General features: G+C 62.8%; 13 protein-coding genes. 9 read left to right on the top strand and 4 right to left on the bottom strand.

Going from position 1 to position 16,979, the window contains the following annotated elements; all coding sequences use genetic code 11:
- Positions 1–63: 63 nt before the first annotated feature.
- Positions 64–1,473, top strand: coding sequence for a maltokinase N-terminal cap-like domain-containing protein (locus DAD186_RS09340; RefSeq protein WP_065248440.1), 1,410 nt, complete (start codon positions 64–66; stop codon positions 1,471–1,473).
- Here the strand turns inward: DAD186_RS09340 and DAD186_RS09345 are convergent.
- The gene (locus DAD186_RS09345) at positions 1,457–4,867 is read right to left on the bottom strand and encodes an ATP-binding protein (RefSeq protein WP_236886243.1); all 3,411 of its coding nucleotides are present in this window, start codon (positions 4,865–4,867) and stop codon (positions 1,457–1,459) included. The genes DAD186_RS09340 and DAD186_RS09345 overlap by 17 nt on opposite strands.
- 5 nt (positions 4,868–4,872) lie before the next feature.
- Entirely contained in the window at positions 4,873–5,607 is a 735-nt protein-coding gene (locus tag DAD186_RS09350; RefSeq protein WP_236886244.1) for a DUF4194 domain-containing protein, read from the bottom strand.
- A 141-nt stretch (positions 5,608–5,748) separates the two neighbouring features.
- On the opposite strand from DAD186_RS09350, the gene DAD186_RS09355 reads away from it, so the two are divergent.
- The 6 genes from DAD186_RS09355 (at position 5,749) to DAD186_RS09385 (ending at position 9,592) form a co-directional block, all read left to right on the top strand.
- Positions 5,749–6,345 (top strand): hypothetical protein, encoded by a 597-nt coding sequence (locus DAD186_RS09355; protein ID WP_065248442.1) that lies wholly within the window; start codon positions 5,749–5,751, stop codon positions 6,343–6,345.
- 55 nt (positions 6,346–6,400) lie between these two features.
- Entirely contained in the window at positions 6,401–6,529 is a 129-nt protein-coding gene (locus DAD186_RS11235) for a hypothetical protein (protein ID WP_257737088.1), read from the top strand.
- Between the two features lie 529 nt (positions 6,530–7,058).
- Complete coding sequence (locus DAD186_RS09370) at positions 7,059–7,589, top strand: hypothetical protein (protein ID WP_065248445.1); 531 nt, start codon at positions 7,059–7,061, stop codon at positions 7,587–7,589.
- 50 nt (positions 7,590–7,639) lie between these two features.
- The gene (locus tag DAD186_RS09375) at positions 7,640–8,164 is read left to right on the top strand and encodes a hypothetical protein (protein WP_065248446.1); all 525 of its coding nucleotides are present in this window, start codon (positions 7,640–7,642) and stop codon (positions 8,162–8,164) included.
- Positions 8,165–8,378: 214 nt separating this feature from the next.
- Complete coding sequence (locus DAD186_RS09380; RefSeq protein WP_157457126.1) at positions 8,379–8,963, top strand: hypothetical protein; 585 nt, start codon at positions 8,379–8,381, stop codon at positions 8,961–8,963.
- Positions 8,960–9,592: a hypothetical protein gene (locus DAD186_RS09385; protein ID WP_065248448.1), complete on the top strand. Its 633-nt coding sequence runs from the start codon at positions 8,960–8,962 to the stop codon at positions 9,590–9,592. Before DAD186_RS09380 ends, DAD186_RS09385 begins: the two co-directional genes overlap by 4 nt.
- Here DAD186_RS09385 and DAD186_RS09390 read toward each other — a convergent pair.
- Positions 9,570–11,069 carry a DUF3375 domain-containing protein gene (locus DAD186_RS09390; RefSeq protein WP_236886245.1) on the bottom strand — a complete coding sequence of 500 codons (1,500 nt, stop codon included), beginning with the start codon at positions 11,067–11,069 and terminating at the stop codon, positions 9,570–9,572. The genes DAD186_RS09385 and DAD186_RS09390 overlap by 23 nt on opposite strands.
- 29 nt (positions 11,070–11,098) lie before the next feature.
- The gene (gene tgt / locus DAD186_RS09395) at positions 11,099–12,358 is read right to left on the bottom strand and encodes a tRNA guanosine(34) transglycosylase Tgt (RefSeq protein ID WP_157457127.1); all 1,260 of its coding nucleotides are present in this window, start codon (positions 12,356–12,358) and stop codon (positions 11,099–11,101) included.
- A gap of 113 nt (positions 12,359–12,471) precedes the next feature.
- On the opposite strand from tgt, the gene DAD186_RS09400 reads away from it, so the two are divergent.
- Both DAD186_RS09400 and DAD186_RS09405 read left to right on the top strand, forming a co-directional pair.
- On the top strand, positions 12,472–14,877 hold the full coding sequence (locus DAD186_RS09400) for an acyltransferase family protein (protein WP_082991176.1): 2,406 nt from the start codon (positions 12,472–12,474) through the stop codon (positions 14,875–14,877).
- Positions 14,878–14,997: 120 nt separating this feature from the next.
- Entirely contained in the window at positions 14,998–16,974 is a 1,977-nt protein-coding gene (locus tag DAD186_RS09405) for a DUF6541 family protein (RefSeq protein WP_065248450.1), read from the top strand.
- Positions 16,975–16,979: the final 5 nt, after the last annotated feature.

Raw genomic sequence — 16,979 nt, forward strand, 5'->3', positions numbered from 1 at the left:
ACCCGCCACACTACCAGCGACGATAGTCTTAGAGAGCCCAAGTATCCCAGCGTAGGGAGTCCCATGCTCAGCATCGTGTTTTCCGATCATTTTCGCCGCGATTCGTTTCTCGAGGATGCCGCGCGCTTCATCATGGGGCAACGCTGGTGCAGCAACTCGCACCGAGAAGCGCCCGAGCTGCAGATCGCGGGGTGGACTCGCCTCGCCGAGGATGAGCACCTCGTCGTATCGTTCGTGACCCTCGGTGCCGCTGACGGCGCACGCTTCGCGCTTCCGGTGGCGTGGAATAAAGACGGTCGCGTTGAAGAGGGGGAACTCGAAAACCTCATTACGCATGTCGACACCCCGGTAGGATCCCACAACGTGTACGACGCGACGGGGATCGATCGCGCTCGCGCTCTCCTCGCCCGCGCCCTTGTCGAGGGGGCCTCTGGCGAGGGGCTCACGCTCACCCCACACCTGTGCGAGGCAACCGCGCAGACTGTACGCGCAGATTTGCAGGCCATCACCACGACCGAGCGTCTCGTGGGCGAGCAGTCGAACACGTCCCTCATCATTCACACGGAAAGCGGCAACGAGTACATCATCAAGATCTTCCGCCACCTCCATGAGGGCACAAATCCCGATGCCGAACTTCAAGAGGCTCTGCAGGCGGAAGGCAACACGCAGATTCCCGAGTTCTTTGGCTACGTGAGTGGCACGGATGCGCTCGGCGGATCCGACATCGCGATCCTCAACCGTTTCCTTCCCGACGTTCAAGACGCGTGGCGCGAAGCGCTCATCGCTGCTGCCCAGGGCATCGATTTTGCCGGGCAGGCGTCGGACCTTGGCACCTCCCTCGCACAGATCCACACGGACCTCGCACGCGCCCTGCCCACCGAGCGAGCGAGCACCAACGCGCGTGCACTCACACTCGAGTCAATAAAGCGCCGATTCGCGCACCACGTCGAGGCTCTGCCCGTACTGGAGACCTTCGCCGAGGCAGCAAACGACGTTTTCACACGTACTCTTCGAGTCGAGTGGCCGCCATTCCAGCGAATCCACGGCGATCTTCACCTCGGCCAGGTCCTCAACTCACCAACCAAGGGCTGGGTTTTCCTTGATTTCGAGGGGGAGCCTTTGCGCCCCATGGCGGAGCGTGTCACGGCCGACTCGCCTTGCCGGGATGTCGCGGGCATTCTTCGAAGCATCGACTACGCGGCAGCCTACGTTGAACTCAATGAGGGCATCGATGCGCGCGAGTGGGCCGGCACGGCGCGCGAGGCCTTCATCGAGGCTTACCTCGCGGAGCGTTCAGCGCGGGGCGGGGAGGGCAGCGCGGAGGATCTGCGTTCACTTTTCCGTGTGTTCGAGCTCGATAAGGCCGCCTACGAAGCCGTGTACGAGGCGCAAAACCGCCCGGAGTGGCTCCCGATCCCTCTAACCGCGCTCGAGGAGCTCACGGCGACGGCTCACACTACGCTTCAGGAATGAAGTCGATCGGGCTCACGGAGGAGTAGCGGTCCTCGCGGATCGACACGACTCCCACGCCGCCGATAAACGGCGCGAGGGCCTGCGGGTTCTTACCGGGGTTCGCGAGGATGACCTGGAAGCCAAAGTGACGGAAGGATTCCATCGCGGCGGTGATGAACTTGCCCGCGCCTTTGCTGAAGGCCTCGTCGATGATGATGGGTGCGTAGCGGGGGACGTCCACGCCGGTCCCGGCCAGCTGATAGCGCAGCGCGGCCGCGAGGCAGAACGTCGTGAGGCGTTCGTTCTGACCGCCGGAGAGTGGGCCTCCGGACTCGTGCGCGTGTACAACTTCGCCTTCCTTGTTCACTTCTTCGGCGTGGAAATGAACATGGCGGCGAACGTCGAGGATTGCACGCGAGGCAAGATCCTCGCGAGTGCGAGCCTTCGTGATGATCTCCATGAGGTTCTGGAGCGCGAGGAAGCGCTCCTCGGCCTTTTCTCGATCAAGCGTGAGGTCGTTCTCGAGGCTCGAATTCGTCGCCTGGTTCAAGGCGCGCTTGAACTCGTCGAGAGCCGCGAGGTGCACGGGCCTCATTGACAGCTGGAGGTAGCGGCCCTCGTGGAATTCGACCTGCGCGAGCAACTCGTTGATCTTCGCAAGGCGCTTCCTAATCTGCGCGGGTTCGCGCGCGATCGCGGTCGCGAGGGCCTGCACATCGCCGAGAGTGTTCGAGGTAAAGAACTCAAAGAAGCGATCTTCAACCTCGGGGAGCTTTTCCTCCTCGATGCTGCGGAGAATCGCGAGGTATTCGGGCGTGGCCTCGAGCGATGTGTCAACGTCTGCGCCGCCCGCGGGCCAGCGCCTCGTGAATTCGCGCATCGCAGTGCGCATGTCTTCTTCGGCGCGTGCGGTTTTCTTCGTGAGTGCCATGAGTTCCGCATCGAGAGTTGCGGAAGCATCGCGCGTGACCCGGTCGATGTTGGAGAGGAGAAGGGTCGGGGCGATCGCGCGGAAACGTTCCTCGAGGTCGGCCCTCGTCTCGGGGGCGAGGGCGCGTTCCTCGATCTGGGCTTCGGCTTGGAGGTGGCGTTCACTGATCTGGTCGAGCTGTTCGTTGACGCGGCCGAGCTGCCCCACGATCTCGAGGAGTTCCTCATCTCCCTCGCTAATCGACATCTCGACCTGGTCAATCTGCCGGGCGATCTGGGTGAGGGCGCTTGAGCCATCTTCGGCGGCTCGCACCATGTCTTCGAGGTTCGCGATGCGGCGGGCGACGCTCGCAGCGTCCACATCGTCCCAGGTCACAGTTTGGATCGCCTGGAGCGCGAAGAGTTTTTCTCGGCGCGTGTGGGCCGCTTTTTCGAGGTCGCGCCGGCGAGCCTGCGCCTCGAAAAGGGCCTGTTCGGCGCGCGTGCGTTCCGCTTCGAACACGGCACGCTTCGCACGGTTGTCGAAGCCGAGCACCCAGTTTGAGCGGTCGTTGATCTGCCGCTCGGCGTTCTTCTCGTGTCGGGTTGCCGAGTGCTTGATTTGACCCGAGCGGAGCACAGCGCGGGGGTGCTTCGTAAACTCCTCGAGGTTCTCCGCGCACAGGTAATCCATGCGCGAGGCAACCTCGTTCGAGAGCCACTCGTGGAACTCGCCCTCGCGAATGTCAATTTTCGCCCCGAGTGAGCGCGGTTCAAGCCGCTTCGGTGCCGGTTTGACGCCCGTGTTGATGCGGTTATAGGACACGCGGCGGCGAAGCTTCATGCCGTCGATTTCGCGTGCGAAAGCACGGTAGGCACGCTCGGGGACGAGGATCGAGCGTGCGAGGCCACGCAGGGCCTGCTCGGCGGCGGCCGTCCATTCCTCTTCGCCCGCGCGCACCTGCAGCAGCTCGGCCGCGAACGGGAGATCGGTTGCGGCCACGCCGATGCGTTCGGCGAGAAGATCGCGCAGGGCGACGTCGTCGGAGTGGAGGTTCGAGGCGCGAGTCGTCAGCGAGGCCAGTTCCTGGCGGGTGGTCTCGAGCGCGTGCGCGTGCTCGCGCACCTGAGCCTCGGCCTCCCACTGGGTCTGCACTTCGTTCTTTTCGTCTTCCTCAAGCGCGGCGCGCAATTTCGCGACCTCACGCTGGGTTTGTGTAAACGTTTCTTCGTTCGACGGTGTGCGCAGGTCCGCGAGCGCGAGCTGCCCGGAAAACTCGGTCGCGCGTTCTCGGCGGCGGTCGCGTTCCACCTCGAGGCCCGCGATCTGTTTCTTCCAATCGTCGATTTCACCGCCGCCAGCGCTCTTGCGCTGTTCCTTCAGCTGAGCGAGGTCGCCGCGCGCATCAGCGATGTCCTGGGAGAGGCGGTTGCGGTGCGCGCGGAGCCTGTCCTGGTCACGCGTGAGACGGTCCTTTTCGTCGGCGAGGAGGCGCACAAGGTGCTGGGCTGCGAAAACATCAATATCATTGCGGCGATCCACGAGTTCGCTTCCGCGCGAGCGCGCCTCACGCCACACCTTGTCGGCTTCGCGCAGCCCCGTGAGAACGTCACGCTGCTCGCGCGCGGTCACGAGCGCGTCGTATACCTCGGAAAGGTTCTGGAAGTTCGCGAGAGCCTGATCGGCGAGGTCAAAGGTTCGGGGCTCGTCGAGCATGTAGTCGCGAAGCAGCGCATTGACGTCGCCGAGCTCCTTCGCGGATTGGATCTTGTGGAGAAGCCCGAGTGCTTTCTCGTCGGGAATGCCAAGGATTTGGCTAAAGCGTGCGCGGTATTCGCGGAATTGGCGGAACGTCTCGGTGCCCTCGAGGGTCTTTTCGAGCTCGCGCCCCTCAATGCTCGCACTCACGAACGGGCGCAGGTCAGCAACGTCGTAGGGTTTCGAGGAGATGACGTAGAGGCTCTTGACGTCCGAGTCAGAGCTGTGCCCCGATTGGAGCAGGAACATACGCGTGAGTTGGAGGGTTTCGCCAAGACCGTTGCCGAAGCGGAGGCTCACGACGCTCAGCGTGGAGTTCTCGCGCAGCACTTCCTGGCTGAATTCGCCGGTCGCGGCGTCGTAGTGCATCGCCCACGCGCCTCGCACGTAGCTTGCAACGGTACGGCGGTATTTCGTGCTGCGCGGCCCGGCGTCGGAGGCGGCGGCGTTGAAGTGGAGGGCCCGCGGCGGGGTGAGTAGCGCGCTGATCGCGTCGAGCAGTGTGGACTTGCCCGTGCCGGGACCGCCCGTGAGGAAGTAGCCCTTCGAACTGATCTCGAGGTCGTGGGTGCCGTGGAACGTGCCCCAGTTGCTCAGTTGCACGTGGTTGAGGCGCCATTGGCCCGGGTGCGGGTGGTCGGGATCCGCCACTTCGCGTCGGGGGTTCTCTGGGGCGGTTCCGACGCTTGCCTCGCCCAAGCCGTCGAGGGGGTTTTGCGCGTCGTTCATGGGCGTCTCTTCGCTCATTGGACTCATTCGGCTTGTCCTTCGGTCGTGGCGCGGGAATCGTCAAGTGCGTTTGCTGCGCCCGTGACGTCGTCGCCCGCGCGCTCGTAAAGGTCGATGAAGGTGCGCGCGGTGTCGGGGTTGATCATGAGTTTGAGAACGGGTGAGACCTCGAAGGAATCGCCTTGCTCTTCGAGGAGTCCTGCGCGCTGGATTTTCGCGATCGACGTGCGGATATCTTTCGTGAAGCCTGCTTCATCGGTCGAGGTCGAGCGCCGGTAGGGAGCGATGTTGGCGAGAAGTTCGGCTTCGCTCACAACCGCGCGCTGGCCGCGCGAGGACTGCGTGAGGAGGTGCTGGCGCAGCACGAGAAGAAGAACGGTATCGAGTCGGTTGAGGCCCGTGAGTCGGCGAAGGAGTTTCGGGGCGTCGGGGTCGTCCTCGCTTTGGCGCACGAATGCGACCTGCGCGTCGTCGTCGAGCACGAGTTCGAGGAACATGTCGGCGAGGCGCTGTTCGATGTAGGCGCGATCGCGAAGGAGCTGGCCGTAGCGCTGGGGGTCGCGTCGACCGTCAAGGTAGGGCCCTTGAAGCAGGGCAACGAGAACGCGGCGGGAATCCTCGACAAGCGCTCCCCCGGTGGAGCCGGCGTAGGTGAGGTCGTCATCGTCACGTGCGAGCGCCCAGTCGTCTCGATCCACGCTTGGCATCGCCTCGGGGGCGGTTCGACCGTCGGTGACCGTGTCCTCGTGTTCTCGCATGCGCGCGCTCTCCTCATTTTCCACGCCCTCCAGACTACCGGCCGCACAAGAGTTATCCACAATTTTCCCCCGCCCTCTTTTGGGCCGGCGCTTGAGTTCATAGGTTGACTGCATCAGCTCACCTCACCCGAAGGAGCCGAAGTGTCCCTTCCCTCGCTCACTGGCGGAACTCATCGCACTCCCGCGAAAATTTGGATCATCCTTGCGACGTTCGCTCTCGTGTGTGTCGTTCTAGGGCTGTGCCTCGCCCCCGCCGCGATGTGGCTCGTGCCTGTCGGCCCCGAGTCGGCCTGGGGCCACAGTCCACTGGCGGGGTTCGACCAGATCCTCTTGCGCATATTCGCGTTTTTGTTCGTGATCAGCGTGTTCCTCGGCGCAGGGAACTTCGCCGGGCTTGCCGCAGTCCCGTTTGCGATCGCGGCTCTCACGCGGTGCAAAGGTGCAGACCGCATCGGGTTTGCTCTCACGGCGATAACCTTCTTCATCCTCGGGCCGCTCCTCGCCGTTCTGAGCGCGCTCGCCATGGTCGCCCTTTCTTTGGTCCTCGCAACCGAGGTCACCAGCAATCCCGCCACAGGCGCGGTGAGGACCGAGTGGGAGGGACTCCGCTCTCTGGTCGTCTTTGGAACGTTCGCTGTCCCGCTCGCAATCGATCTCTTGCGATTCGCCGTCCTGTCGTTTGCGGGAGTCATCGTGTACTTCGCTGACCCCCGCTCTGACCCTGCCGGCTCCCCTTGAGCGCGGTAACCGTCTGCCTCCCCCCCCCCCCGCGCTGCCGCCCCTGCATCCGCCGGTGACCGCGAGGAGAAGCCGCGACACCCGCGCAGCGGCACTGCTTCCCGGGCTACTCACATTCACGTACTTCGTGCTCGTGAACGTCGCGTTGGTCGCGGATATTCACTATTTTTCGCTTGCTGAGTGACCCGCTCGCCCCCGAAACGGCGGAGCACGCAGCGAAGCGGATCCAGGCAAGTAACATCGCGTTAGCGGTCAATGCAGCAACGCTCGCGGTGCTCGTTGCCGCCACTATCGCCCCCTGATCGTCCTCGTCATCAATGCCCCCAAGGGGCAGGCTCGAAAGCACGCCACCTTTGCCTTTTCTATGCACATCATTCCTCTCGCTCTCAGCGTGGGATTGACCCCGTTCCTGATATTCGTCGTCGCCGAGTTCACTTGGGCATTCGTCCTCTTTTCGTTCTTGGCCCTACCCCTCGTGCTCCCCATCTATTCACTATTCCCACTCTCTAGCATCGCCTTCGCCGTCATGGCGGGCGTTCATGCCAGAGTCACACCGTCTCCCCTGAGCCCCGCGGCCCCGATGCCACCGAGCCTGCCCAAAATGATATTTGAGTGAACGAGCTTGCGGGTCCGGTCACACCCCTGACACGCTATTTGCAGTTGCATACATAACGCTTTTCCCGACAGGCCTTCTTCCCTGCAAAAGGAACACGATGACGCCGCACTCTTCGGCCCCCAATGGTTACGGGTACCCCGGCCATTACCCCGGCCCTGCCCCGTATCCCACACCCACTGCAGCACCCACCGGAAAGGCCGCCCGAGTCCTCGGCTGGATCCTCATCGTTCTCGCCTCGATTTTCACCCTCGGCTGGCTCCTCTACACCTTCACCACTGCGGCCGCCGGGGCACTTGATGCGTCGAACATGCTGCCCAAAGGGGGCGCTGACGAACTGCCCGCATACGTCATCCCGGGGATCATCGGTCTCCTCGCCGCGATGGGTACCGGCCCCCTCGCCTTCTGGCCCGCGCTCATCCTCCTGTTCGTTGGCCGCGGCCGCTCGCGCACGGCTGGAATCATCACCCTCATCGCCATGGCGATTGCGGCAGCCGGCTTCATCGCCTGCATGTCCATGGCCATCGGATTGGAGATCAAGCCCGTGCTGATCGGGGCAGCATTGTTCCCCCTTCTCTTTGGCATCACCGCAATCTTCTGCGGCCGCATGGCCATCCGCCACTCCATCTGACCTCGATCCCATACCCACACAATCCACTGAGCCTAGATAGGACCCACTCCATGTCCATTCCCCCGCACGCAGCACAGGGCCCCCAAAACTTCGGCGCCCCCGCCCACCGCGGCCAGGGATTCCCCACGGAAAATAAGCCTGCCAAGTTCGCGGGCCTCGCCACCGCCATCCTCGGCGGCATCATGACGCTCCTGTGGCTTCTCGGCCAGGCCATCGGCTACGGCGGCGCAGCCGTCGCGAGAGACAACCGCGACGCTTTCGAGGTCGCCATCATGATCACGGGACTTCTTGTCCTGCTGTTCATCGGCGTCTCTTTCCTCGCCTTCATCTCATCGGTGGTGCTCGCCATCGTGGGGCGCAAAAAGGCGCGCACGATGGGCATCATTGCCACGATCACCACGCTGCTGACTGGCGCCACGGGCCTCATCAACGTCGTGATTCAAAGAGTCATAGCAGGAAACGGTGGGAGCGCAGTCTTCGCGATCCTCACCAGCATCGTCATTCTGATTCTGTGCATCGTGCTCACCGTTGCCGGAATGCGCGGGGCCAAGGCGGCGAAGAACCAGATCGCCTAAGGGCGGGATTCCAGTTTGGAACATTCGCTGTCCCGCTCGCAATCGATCTTGTGCGATTCGCCGTCCTGTCGTTTGCGGGAGTCATCGTGTACTTCGCTGACCCCCGCTCTGACCCTGCCGGCTCCCCTTGAGCGCGGTAACCGTCCTACTCCCCCAGCCCGCGAACGTGCCGTAAAGTTGTGTGCGTCACCTTCGATACGCCCAGGGAGGTATCGTGACGGCGTCTGCACCCCCCTCACACCGACGCCCCGCTGCGCTATGGATACTGTTCAGCGGCCTCGCACTAGCGATGATCCCCGTACTGCCGGCCATCGTTCTTTTCCCGGCAGGCGAGTCCCCTTCACCGTCGCCTGAAGTTCCAAATGATGTGGGCACCTACGCGAAGCAGTTCGACTCGCTCGTGGAGAGCCTGAAATCGCTCGCTATTCTCGTCGTCTGCTGGATAGTCGGCACGAACCTTCTCGCTCTTTTGTCGTTCCCCTTTGCTCTCACGGCTCTCAAGAGGTGCTCACGCAAGGCTCGCCAAAAGAACATTTATTCGCTCATTTACTTCGTGGTGGGGCCCATTCTCGTGGTCCTGAGCCTCATCGTGCTCGTCGTCCTCTACCTCGTAGTGATAAATGTGGTCGACGCGGTGACGTCGAACAGGGAGGCTGCACAAAACACTGCGATGCCTTTCTTTATCGCCATCGTCGTGATCCCCCCATTCCTCGACATCGCAAGGTTTGCCTATCTTCTCTTCGCCGGTATCCGGGTGTACCGCACGAAGCCGCACCACCAGGAGGTCGAGGCGTCGTGAACGCTCCGCCAACCAAGATTTCGATTCGCAATCATGTCGGCCCCGCGCGAGTGTGGGTCCTTCTGTCGTCGATCGCGTTTGCCCTGCTCGTGCTCGCTCCCGGCGTTGGGGTCGCGCTCCTTTTATTCCCCGTTTTCATCGAGGATCCGCCGGACACAATGCCGGCCTTCCGGGGTGTCAACACGCTGACCTACACCGTTGTGCGTTCGGTTCTCGTGTGCGTCGTGGCCGCCCTCGCCGCCAATGTCCTCGTCATGCTCGCCGCCCCCGCTGTCGTCCGTGCGATTAAACGGTGCCCCACGCCGAGTGCCGCACGGTTCGGAACCATCTCCGCGATCGTGTTCGGCGCGGGTCTTCTCCTCAACGCGGCGGTCTGGGGATTAGCGCTCGGCCCGTTCGTTCTTTCCTTTTTCCCCGCTCTTCAAGGGGCTTCCGGATCGCTTGGAAAAGTCAGTTCACAGGCCTTTGAGAAGCTCCCGCTCCTCTCATGGATTTTCATGCTCGGGCCGTTCTTCGTCGACTGGGTGCGATTCCTCTTGATGATGGTCGCAGGAATCGTCGTCTCTCAAGCGAAGCAACCGAGCAGTGCCCAACCCGGCGAAGCTCTTACGGCTCAGGAACCTCGCTGAGGAAGAAGAACGAGGGCACGCGCGCCACATAGTCGGTGCCCGCTCCTTCGAGCGTGTCTTCGCGCCAGCGCACGATCTCAGTATCGCCCTCGCGCGTATCCGCGTGCGCCGTAGCGAGGAACATGAGCCCAATGACGCTTGCGAGCCCCTGCGGGGCGCCCTCCTCGCGCACGATTTGACCGATGCTTGCCTGCCCCTTCGCCTTGACGACGCCGTTGACGGAGGAGGCGAGCCCCACGAGATCAATGTCGTTCGTGCGCACGAGCTCGTCGAGCACCTCGACACTGAGGCGTGAGGCATCGTGGACCTCCGCTTCGGGCGGCACGCCGGGATCGCTCGGGTCCTTGAGGAGGTGTTGCGCGACGGAGTTCATCCGCGCGCGCGAAAGCCCGAGGTCGATGTATTCGGCCTTGCGGTGGCTCACGTCATCCTTTTGCGAAAGGGCGATGCCTTGCGCTTCTTGCAGGAGGTCGAGCAGAACGCGGTGCTGGCGGAAGTCCTGGCTACGCACGAAGCGCGCAAGCGAACGATAGAGCTCGGTCTTGACGTCGAGCACTTCTTGGGCGGGCTCATAAAGATCGCTAAACACGTTCGCGAGGCGGTCGCGCTCGCGTCGCGTGAGGTTCTGCGTGAAATCGCGAGTGAGCAGGCGATCCACGAGGTCCTGGGCGCGCTCGTTTTGCTTCGGGTCGTTGAGCATCCGGAAAAACGCCGTGAAGGTTTTGCCCACTTTGGATTGACCGAGCAGGTCATCGCCCGCGAGGAGCTGTTCGAGAATTTCGCCGCGCGAGCCTTCGGGCGAGAGAATCTGCTCGCGAAGGTTGAGGTCCACGGCGCGCAGGTCCTCGCGGTATTGGAGGAAGTCACCGCTCAGCTCGTCGGCGACTTGGAGGATGTCGCGAAGGCGCTCCGCGGAGTGCTCAGCGGGAGGCAGCATGAGTTCGCCCTCGCTGAGCGCTTGAATTTCTCGCTCGATCTGTGCGCGGCGCAGTTGGAGGCCACGAAGGCGCACGTCGCGGTCGCCTTCGGTGTCTTCGGCGAGTCGCTCGAACTGCTGCATCACGAGCGTGAGGCGCGACTCGGTGGTCGTGGGGCGATGCTCCTCGAGAGAGGAAATGAAACCGATCGCCTCAACGGTCGATACCGAAAGCTCGAAGGTCGTCTCAACCGTGGTCGGGTCATCGCGCCGCGTGAGATAGCCTTCGCGCACCCACGAATCTACATACTCCGAAGCCCCGCGCTGAACATCCTCATCGCCGCGCAAGAGGTCCAGGTGGCTTGCCACACGCGCGACCAATTCGGAGCGATCGAGTCTGCGATCACCGGCGGGGAACACGGTCTGCAAAATCGCGAGGGTTGCGGGCGCCTTCGTTGCGGAGAGCAGCCTCCACGTGGACATGCGACGAAGCCGCTCGTAGGCCTCGGCACGCTCGTTCGCACTATGGCCGCCGAAGGTTTGAAGATCGCTCACACTCACGCCTCAACACTATCGAAGCCGCGCTCGGCTTAGCGGTACTCACCGTAGTAGGCACCCGTGCGCTCCTCGCGAAGCGCCTCAAAGTCGCCGCTCAGGATCGCCGCGCGAATTTCTTCGACGAGGCGCACAACGAAGCGCTCGTTGTGGATCGTGCACAGAGTCGAGGAGAGCATCTCCTTTGCCTTGAAAAGGTGATGGATGTACGCGGCTGTGTAGTGGGTGCACGTGTAGCAGTCGCAGCTCTCATCAATCGGTGCAAATTGCGTGCGGTACTTCGCGCCCGTGAGGTTCACCCGGCCACGTGCCGTGTACACGGCGCTGTTGCGCGCGACGCGCGACGGCGAGACACAATCGAACGTGTCGGCACCCGCCGCGATGCCCGCGAACAGGTCGTCCATTTCGGAAAGGCCAAGAAGGTGGCGCGGCTTCTCGTCGGGGAGCTCGTCCGTCACCCAACCAACGATCGTCGAGAGGTTTTCCTTCTCGAGGGCACCGCCGATGCCGAAGCCATCGAACTGCCAGCCCTCCACGGTCATCGCACCAAGATCACGCGAGGCCTTGCGCCGCAGATCCTCGTATTGCGCGCCTTGAATGACGCCCCACAGCATCTGGTAGGGCTTCCCCTCGCGCGCTTTGGTGAGACGTTGATGTTCGGCGATACAGCGCTCGGCCCACAGCCGCGTGCGTTCAAGCGCCTTTTCCTGGTAGCCGCGCGAGTTCATGAGAGTCGTGAGTTCATCGAAAGCAAACATGACATCCGCTCCGAGCGAATGCTGGATCTGCATTGAAAACTCCGGCGTAAAACGATGCTCGGAACCGTCGATGAAGCTGCGGAAGTTCACGCCGTCATCGTCCACGTGCGCGAGGCGTTCCTTGCCCTTCTTTGTCGCAAGATCCGTGCCGTCGGGCGTGCTCGCGCGATCACTGCCCGCGAAGGACTCGGAGAGCACCTTCTGGAAACCGGCGCCAAGGCTCATGACCTGGAAACCGCCCGAATCGGTGTAGGTGGGGCCACTCCAGTTCATGAACGCCCCGAAACCACCCGCCTCGTCAACGAGCTCGTGACCAGGCTGCAAATAAAGGTGGTAGGCGTTCGCCAGGATCGCTTGCGCGCCGAGCTCTTTCATCGACTCCGGAAGGACCGATTTCACAGTCGCCTTCGTGCCCACCGGAATAAACGCCGGGGTCTGAATATCGCCGTGTGGCGTGTGAATCACGCCCGCGCGGGCCTTCTCTCCGTGACGCGCGGCAATGTCGAAACCCGCGCCTTCTTTTTCGCTCGTGCTCATTGGACCATTTTCCCACGAGAGAGCGCACACCGTCGACGCGCATAAGGGGTGCGCTCGGGCCTGCGGCCTGTAAAGTTCTGTATCGTTCCACGTTCACATCATCGGAAGGGCACATGGCGAACGCACGCGGGCACCGTGCCCCTTCAACGAGCGAGGGCGCGCCGAACTTTGCGCTCGAGGATTTTGTTCAAGACGCGCAAGAGCCCGCACTCGAGAATCTCGACGACTTCTCGTGGGTGCAAGAGGCCGAGGAACGCGAAAGCGAAGACATCGCCGCGTGGGGCGCCGCTGAAGACACGGGCGAGCCGTTCGTGTGGTACCAGGAACCGCAGGTTGCCGAGCAGGCGTCGGACTCCCCCGCACCCGGTCACGACACCCCTGCAGCACCGACTCCTCGCGCCTCCGCACCGAAGGCGCAGCCCTCCCACTTCCGCCCCGAGATCGAAGGGCTTCGCGCCGTAAGCGTGTTCATGATCGTCGTCTACCACGTGTGGCTCGGGCGCGTCTCGGGCGGCGTCGACGTGTTCCTGTTCATCTCAGCGTTCCTGCTCGGCTCCTCGTTTGCGCGACGCCTCGATGCGCGCAAACCGTTCGGGCCCGTGCGGTACTGGCTGCGCACCTTCACAAGGCTCATGCCTCCCGCGACCATCGCGATCCTCGGCACCCTCCTTGGCAGCTACCTGATCCTGCCCGAATCCTCGTGGCAAACGGTGATTTCGCACGCGATCGCCTCCGCCACGTACATCCAAAACATTTGGCTGTCGATCACGAGCGTGGATTACTACGCGCTCGACGCCTCAACCGCCTCCCCGCTCCAACACTTCTGGTCACTCTCGCTCCAGGGGCAGGTGTTCCTCACGTGGCCGCTGCTCTTCATCGCGGCGAAGTATGCCGCGAGGAAAAGCGCGCACCCTCGCCGCGTCGCCTTCGGATTCTTTGCCGTGATCGCGGCCGCGTCATTCGCATTCTCGATCTACTACACGGCCACGCATCAATCGTCCGCCTACTTCTCCACGCCCGCGCGCGCATGGGAAGTCGCGTGCGGCACTCTTCTCGCCCTGAGCCTCCCCACCCTCGATCGTCTCCTCGGCTCGGCCCGCCCCGGTTCCCCCACCGCGCCGCGCCACCGCACGCTGCGCGCCTTCGCCGGCTGGGTGGGCTTTGCCCTGCTCGTGTCTCTCGGCATCGTGCTCAACGTTCAAGGCCTCTTCCCCGGCTGGATCGCCCTGTGGCCCCTCACGGGAGCGGGTCTCATCATCGTTGCGGGATACTCCGGTACGTCGTGGGGCTTCGACCGCGTGCTCACCATGAAGCTCCCTCGCGCTCTCGCGTCGAGTTCGTACAGCCTCTACCTCGTGCACTGGCCGATCCTCATCCTGTGGCTCGCCCACTCCGGGCAAAAGCGCGCAGGCGCCATCGACGGCCTCCTCGTCATCGCGGGGAGCATGGCCCTTGCGTGGATTCTCTCCACAATCGTCGATTCGCGTTTCCGTAAGCCCTCGTGGAAAAGCGCGCCCTGGTGGCGCTCCCTCACGGTCATCGGCACGTGCCTCGCCCTCGTTCTCGGCGGGGCGCTGGGACTCCGTGGCTACCTCGCGAGCCAGCAAACGTCGGACCCCATCACCGCCGACTCGCCCGAGAGCTCACGCGTTCTCACCGAACCCTTCAACCCCGACACCCTCAGCCCGAAGGGCTTCGAGCTGGACGACCAGTGGCCAAGCCTTCCCCATCTGTGTGACGACCCGAGCGGCGTTCTCGTCGCCACGAAAGATATTCCCTGCGAAACCCTGCGGCCTCTTGACGCGAAAACCAACGCGACCGTCCTCGTCGTGGGCTCCTCCCACTCACGCCAGTTCATCCCCGCCCTCCTCGCCGAGGCCCAAGCGCACAACTGGCAGATCATCAACTTCACCAAGAACGCGTGCACGTTCCGCGAAGATTCGTCGCTCGAGGATGGCGAGTACTGCAAGGGGTATTTCGACCAGGTCATGAAGGCGATCGACGCCCACGAGCCCGATCTCGTGCTCATGACTTCCACCAAAGCAACCCCGACCGGGACGGGTGAAGCGGTCCCCGAGGGCACCCGTGAAGGCATCCAGGCAGTACTCGACAAGGGCGTCAACGTTCTCGCCCTCCGCGATGCGCCGCGCTGGCCCACGAGCCTTTACACGTGCGCCGAGTCCGTAATCAACGCAGGCGGCAAGCCCATGCGCGCCGACGATGAGTGCGGAGCGAACCTGAGTTCAAAGCTCGCCGAGGAGGACCCGAGCGCGGCTCTCGACGGCATGACCGGGGAAAGCGACGCGAAGCTCTACCGCATGGATCTCAGCGATCTCATTTGCCCCGATGGCCGCTGCGCCCCGATCCAGGGCAACGCCTACGTGTACATGGACGACAACCACCTTACGCGCACGTTCACGAGCGGGATCGCGCAGAAAGTTTCGGCGAGGTTTGAGCGGCTCGGTATCCCGCTCGAAGGAAACGCTGGTAGGGCGGGGTCCGACGGTGGCGGGGCTTAATCGTGCCTCCGGCAACGTACGTCACGCTCGAAGTGGCGGCGCGATCGTGCCTGTAGCATGTACGCTCGAACATGGCCTTCGAGCCCATGTTCTTCTAACGTTCACGACCCAAGGCGGCACATGACCTGGCAACCACTCATCCTCCCCGCGATCGTCGCGTGCCTGTGGGTGACCGTGCCGGGTTTCCTTGTGAACCTCACTTTGGGGTGCCGCCGGTTCACGGCAGTCTTCCTCAGTCCACTGACCTCGGTTGGTCTCATTGTCGTCGCGGCAATTCTTGGCCCGTTCGTGCACCTTCCGTGGGGTCCATTGCCTGTCGTGCTCGTGACGATTTTTTGCGCCGTCATCATCATTGGGCTTCGCCTTCTCCTGCGGAGAAAGTTCGGGGGTCCGGTGAAGGCTCCGCGGCGCGCACGCATTTCGTGGCGCGCTCGCTTGACGTCCCCTCCCGTTCTTGCGCTTGTGACCGTCGCCGGATCATTCGTTCTCATGCTTCGCCATGTACGCAACATTCTTGGCACCCCATACGCGTTTGCGCAGGCCTTCGATGCGATCTTTCACCTCAACGAAGTGCGGTGGATGATCGAGCATCGGAATGGTTCGAGCCTCGATGCCCTCACCATGACGGCAGCCCCCTGGGACTCAAAGTTTTACCCGGCCGCGTGGCACGACATCGCCTCACTGACGGGGCTCACCACGGGGGTACACCACGTCTCGCTTCTCACGAACGCCACGATCATCGCCACGGTTTGCGTCGTCTGGCCCCTATCGATGCTGGCCCTCGTGTACGTTCTCACGCCCGGAAATTTGCTGCGCTACACGCTTTTCCCCACCGGGGTTATTCTCGCGGCTCTTCCGGCGTTTCCCTTGACGTTCGTGGAGCACGGAACTCTCTACCCGAACCTCCTCGGGTATTGCCTTCTGCCCTCCCTCTACGTTCCCTTCCTTGCCCTCTTAGGGCAGGCGAAACGACTCAACATCTCGAGATTCCAGAGCATCGGGGTCGGTTTCTTCGGCTCGATTGGAACCGCGTTCGCCCATCCCACGGCCGCACTGATGATGCTTGCAGGTTCAACGATCATTACGGTCTATTTCTTCCTAAGGATGGCGATCAAGCGACACGCTCTTCGCGAACTCGCTCTGCTCGGCGGTGCGGGACTCCTTCTGGGGGCGGTCACCGTCGTGTCGTGGGTCAAGATCCGCCCACCGGGTAGCGCGGCGGAAACGTGGAGTCCCGACACCGACACCGTCGGCGCGATCGGCGGAATCTTCATTCATAGGCTCGTCAACGGGATCCCCCAGTATCTCGTGCTCATTCTCGTCGTGCTGGCGATCATCGGTGCTCTCCGCACCCGCTTCTACCTCCCCCTCGCACTGTGGATCCTTTCGGCATTCTTCTGGGTTGTTGCCGCGTCGTGGCCTATGGGACCCGGCCGGCGCGACATCGTAGGGGTGTGGTATTCGGATATTCCCCGTCTCTACGCACAAATGGGGCTTTTCCTCATTCCCGCTGCAGCAATCGGCGTGGGGTATGCGTGCAAGTGGCTCGCGCGCAGAAGCAAGGTCATCGCCCAGACTCCTCTTCGTCGATCGGGCATCGCCGCAGTCGCCGCTGCCGCTCTCGTGGCCACCACGCAAGCGAACCCCATGATGGATTCGTTTATTGACCGGGTCGAAAGGGTTTACACGCTTGACGCGAGAACAAACTCGGTTAACCGCCAAGAACTGACCTTCATCTCGAACCTCCCGAACTACGTGGGGCCGAACGACAAGATCTTCGCGAATCCCTGGCGCGGCGAGGGTCTCATCTATGCGTTCTCAGGGGTGAACGTTTCCACCCACCACTTGCTTTCGTATGAGAGCCGCTCCGACATCTATCTCCTCAAGCATCTCAATCAGATCGACACCGATCCGATTGTGTGCGAGGCGCTGAAGGCCGGCGGCTACACTCACGTTGTGTACTTTTCCGGTCCTGAAGTCGACTTCACCTACGCTACCTACAGGGGCTTGCAGCACCTCGACGAAACCAAAGATCTCGAACTCGTGTATCAAAACGGGAACGCTTCCCTCTACCGCGTTACCGGATGTTTTAGCTAATAACC

The organism is Dermabacter vaginalis, assembly GCF_001678905.1.
Classification (GTDB): Bacteria; Actinomycetota; Actinomycetes; order Actinomycetales; family Dermabacteraceae; genus Dermabacter; species Dermabacter vaginalis.

Coding starts and splice junctions, on each gene's coding strand:
- DAD186_RS09405 (WP_065248450.1), top strand. CDS start 14,998: ATGACCTGGCAACCACTCATCCTCCCCGCGATCGTCGCGTGCCTGTGG.
- tgt (WP_157457127.1), bottom strand. CDS start 12,358: ATGAGCACGAGCGAAAAAGAAGGCGCGGGTTTCGACATTGCCGCGCGT.
- DAD186_RS09340 (WP_065248440.1), top strand. CDS start 64: ATGCTCAGCATCGTGTTTTCCGATCATTTTCGCCGCGATTCGTTTCTC.
- DAD186_RS09350 (WP_236886244.1), bottom strand. CDS start 5,607: ATGCGAGAACACGAGGACACGGTCACCGACGGTCGAACCGCCCCCGAG.
- DAD186_RS09400 (WP_082991176.1), top strand. CDS start 12,472: ATGGCGAACGCACGCGGGCACCGTGCCCCTTCAACGAGCGAGGGCGCG.
- DAD186_RS09375 (WP_065248446.1), top strand. CDS start 7,640: ATGTCCATTCCCCCGCACGCAGCACAGGGCCCCCAAAACTTCGGCGCC.
- DAD186_RS09345 (WP_236886243.1), bottom strand. CDS start 4,867: ATGAGCGAAGAGACGCCCATGAACGACGCGCAAAACCCCCTCGACGGC.
- DAD186_RS09370 (WP_065248445.1), top strand. CDS start 7,059: ATGACGCCGCACTCTTCGGCCCCCAATGGTTACGGGTACCCCGGCCAT.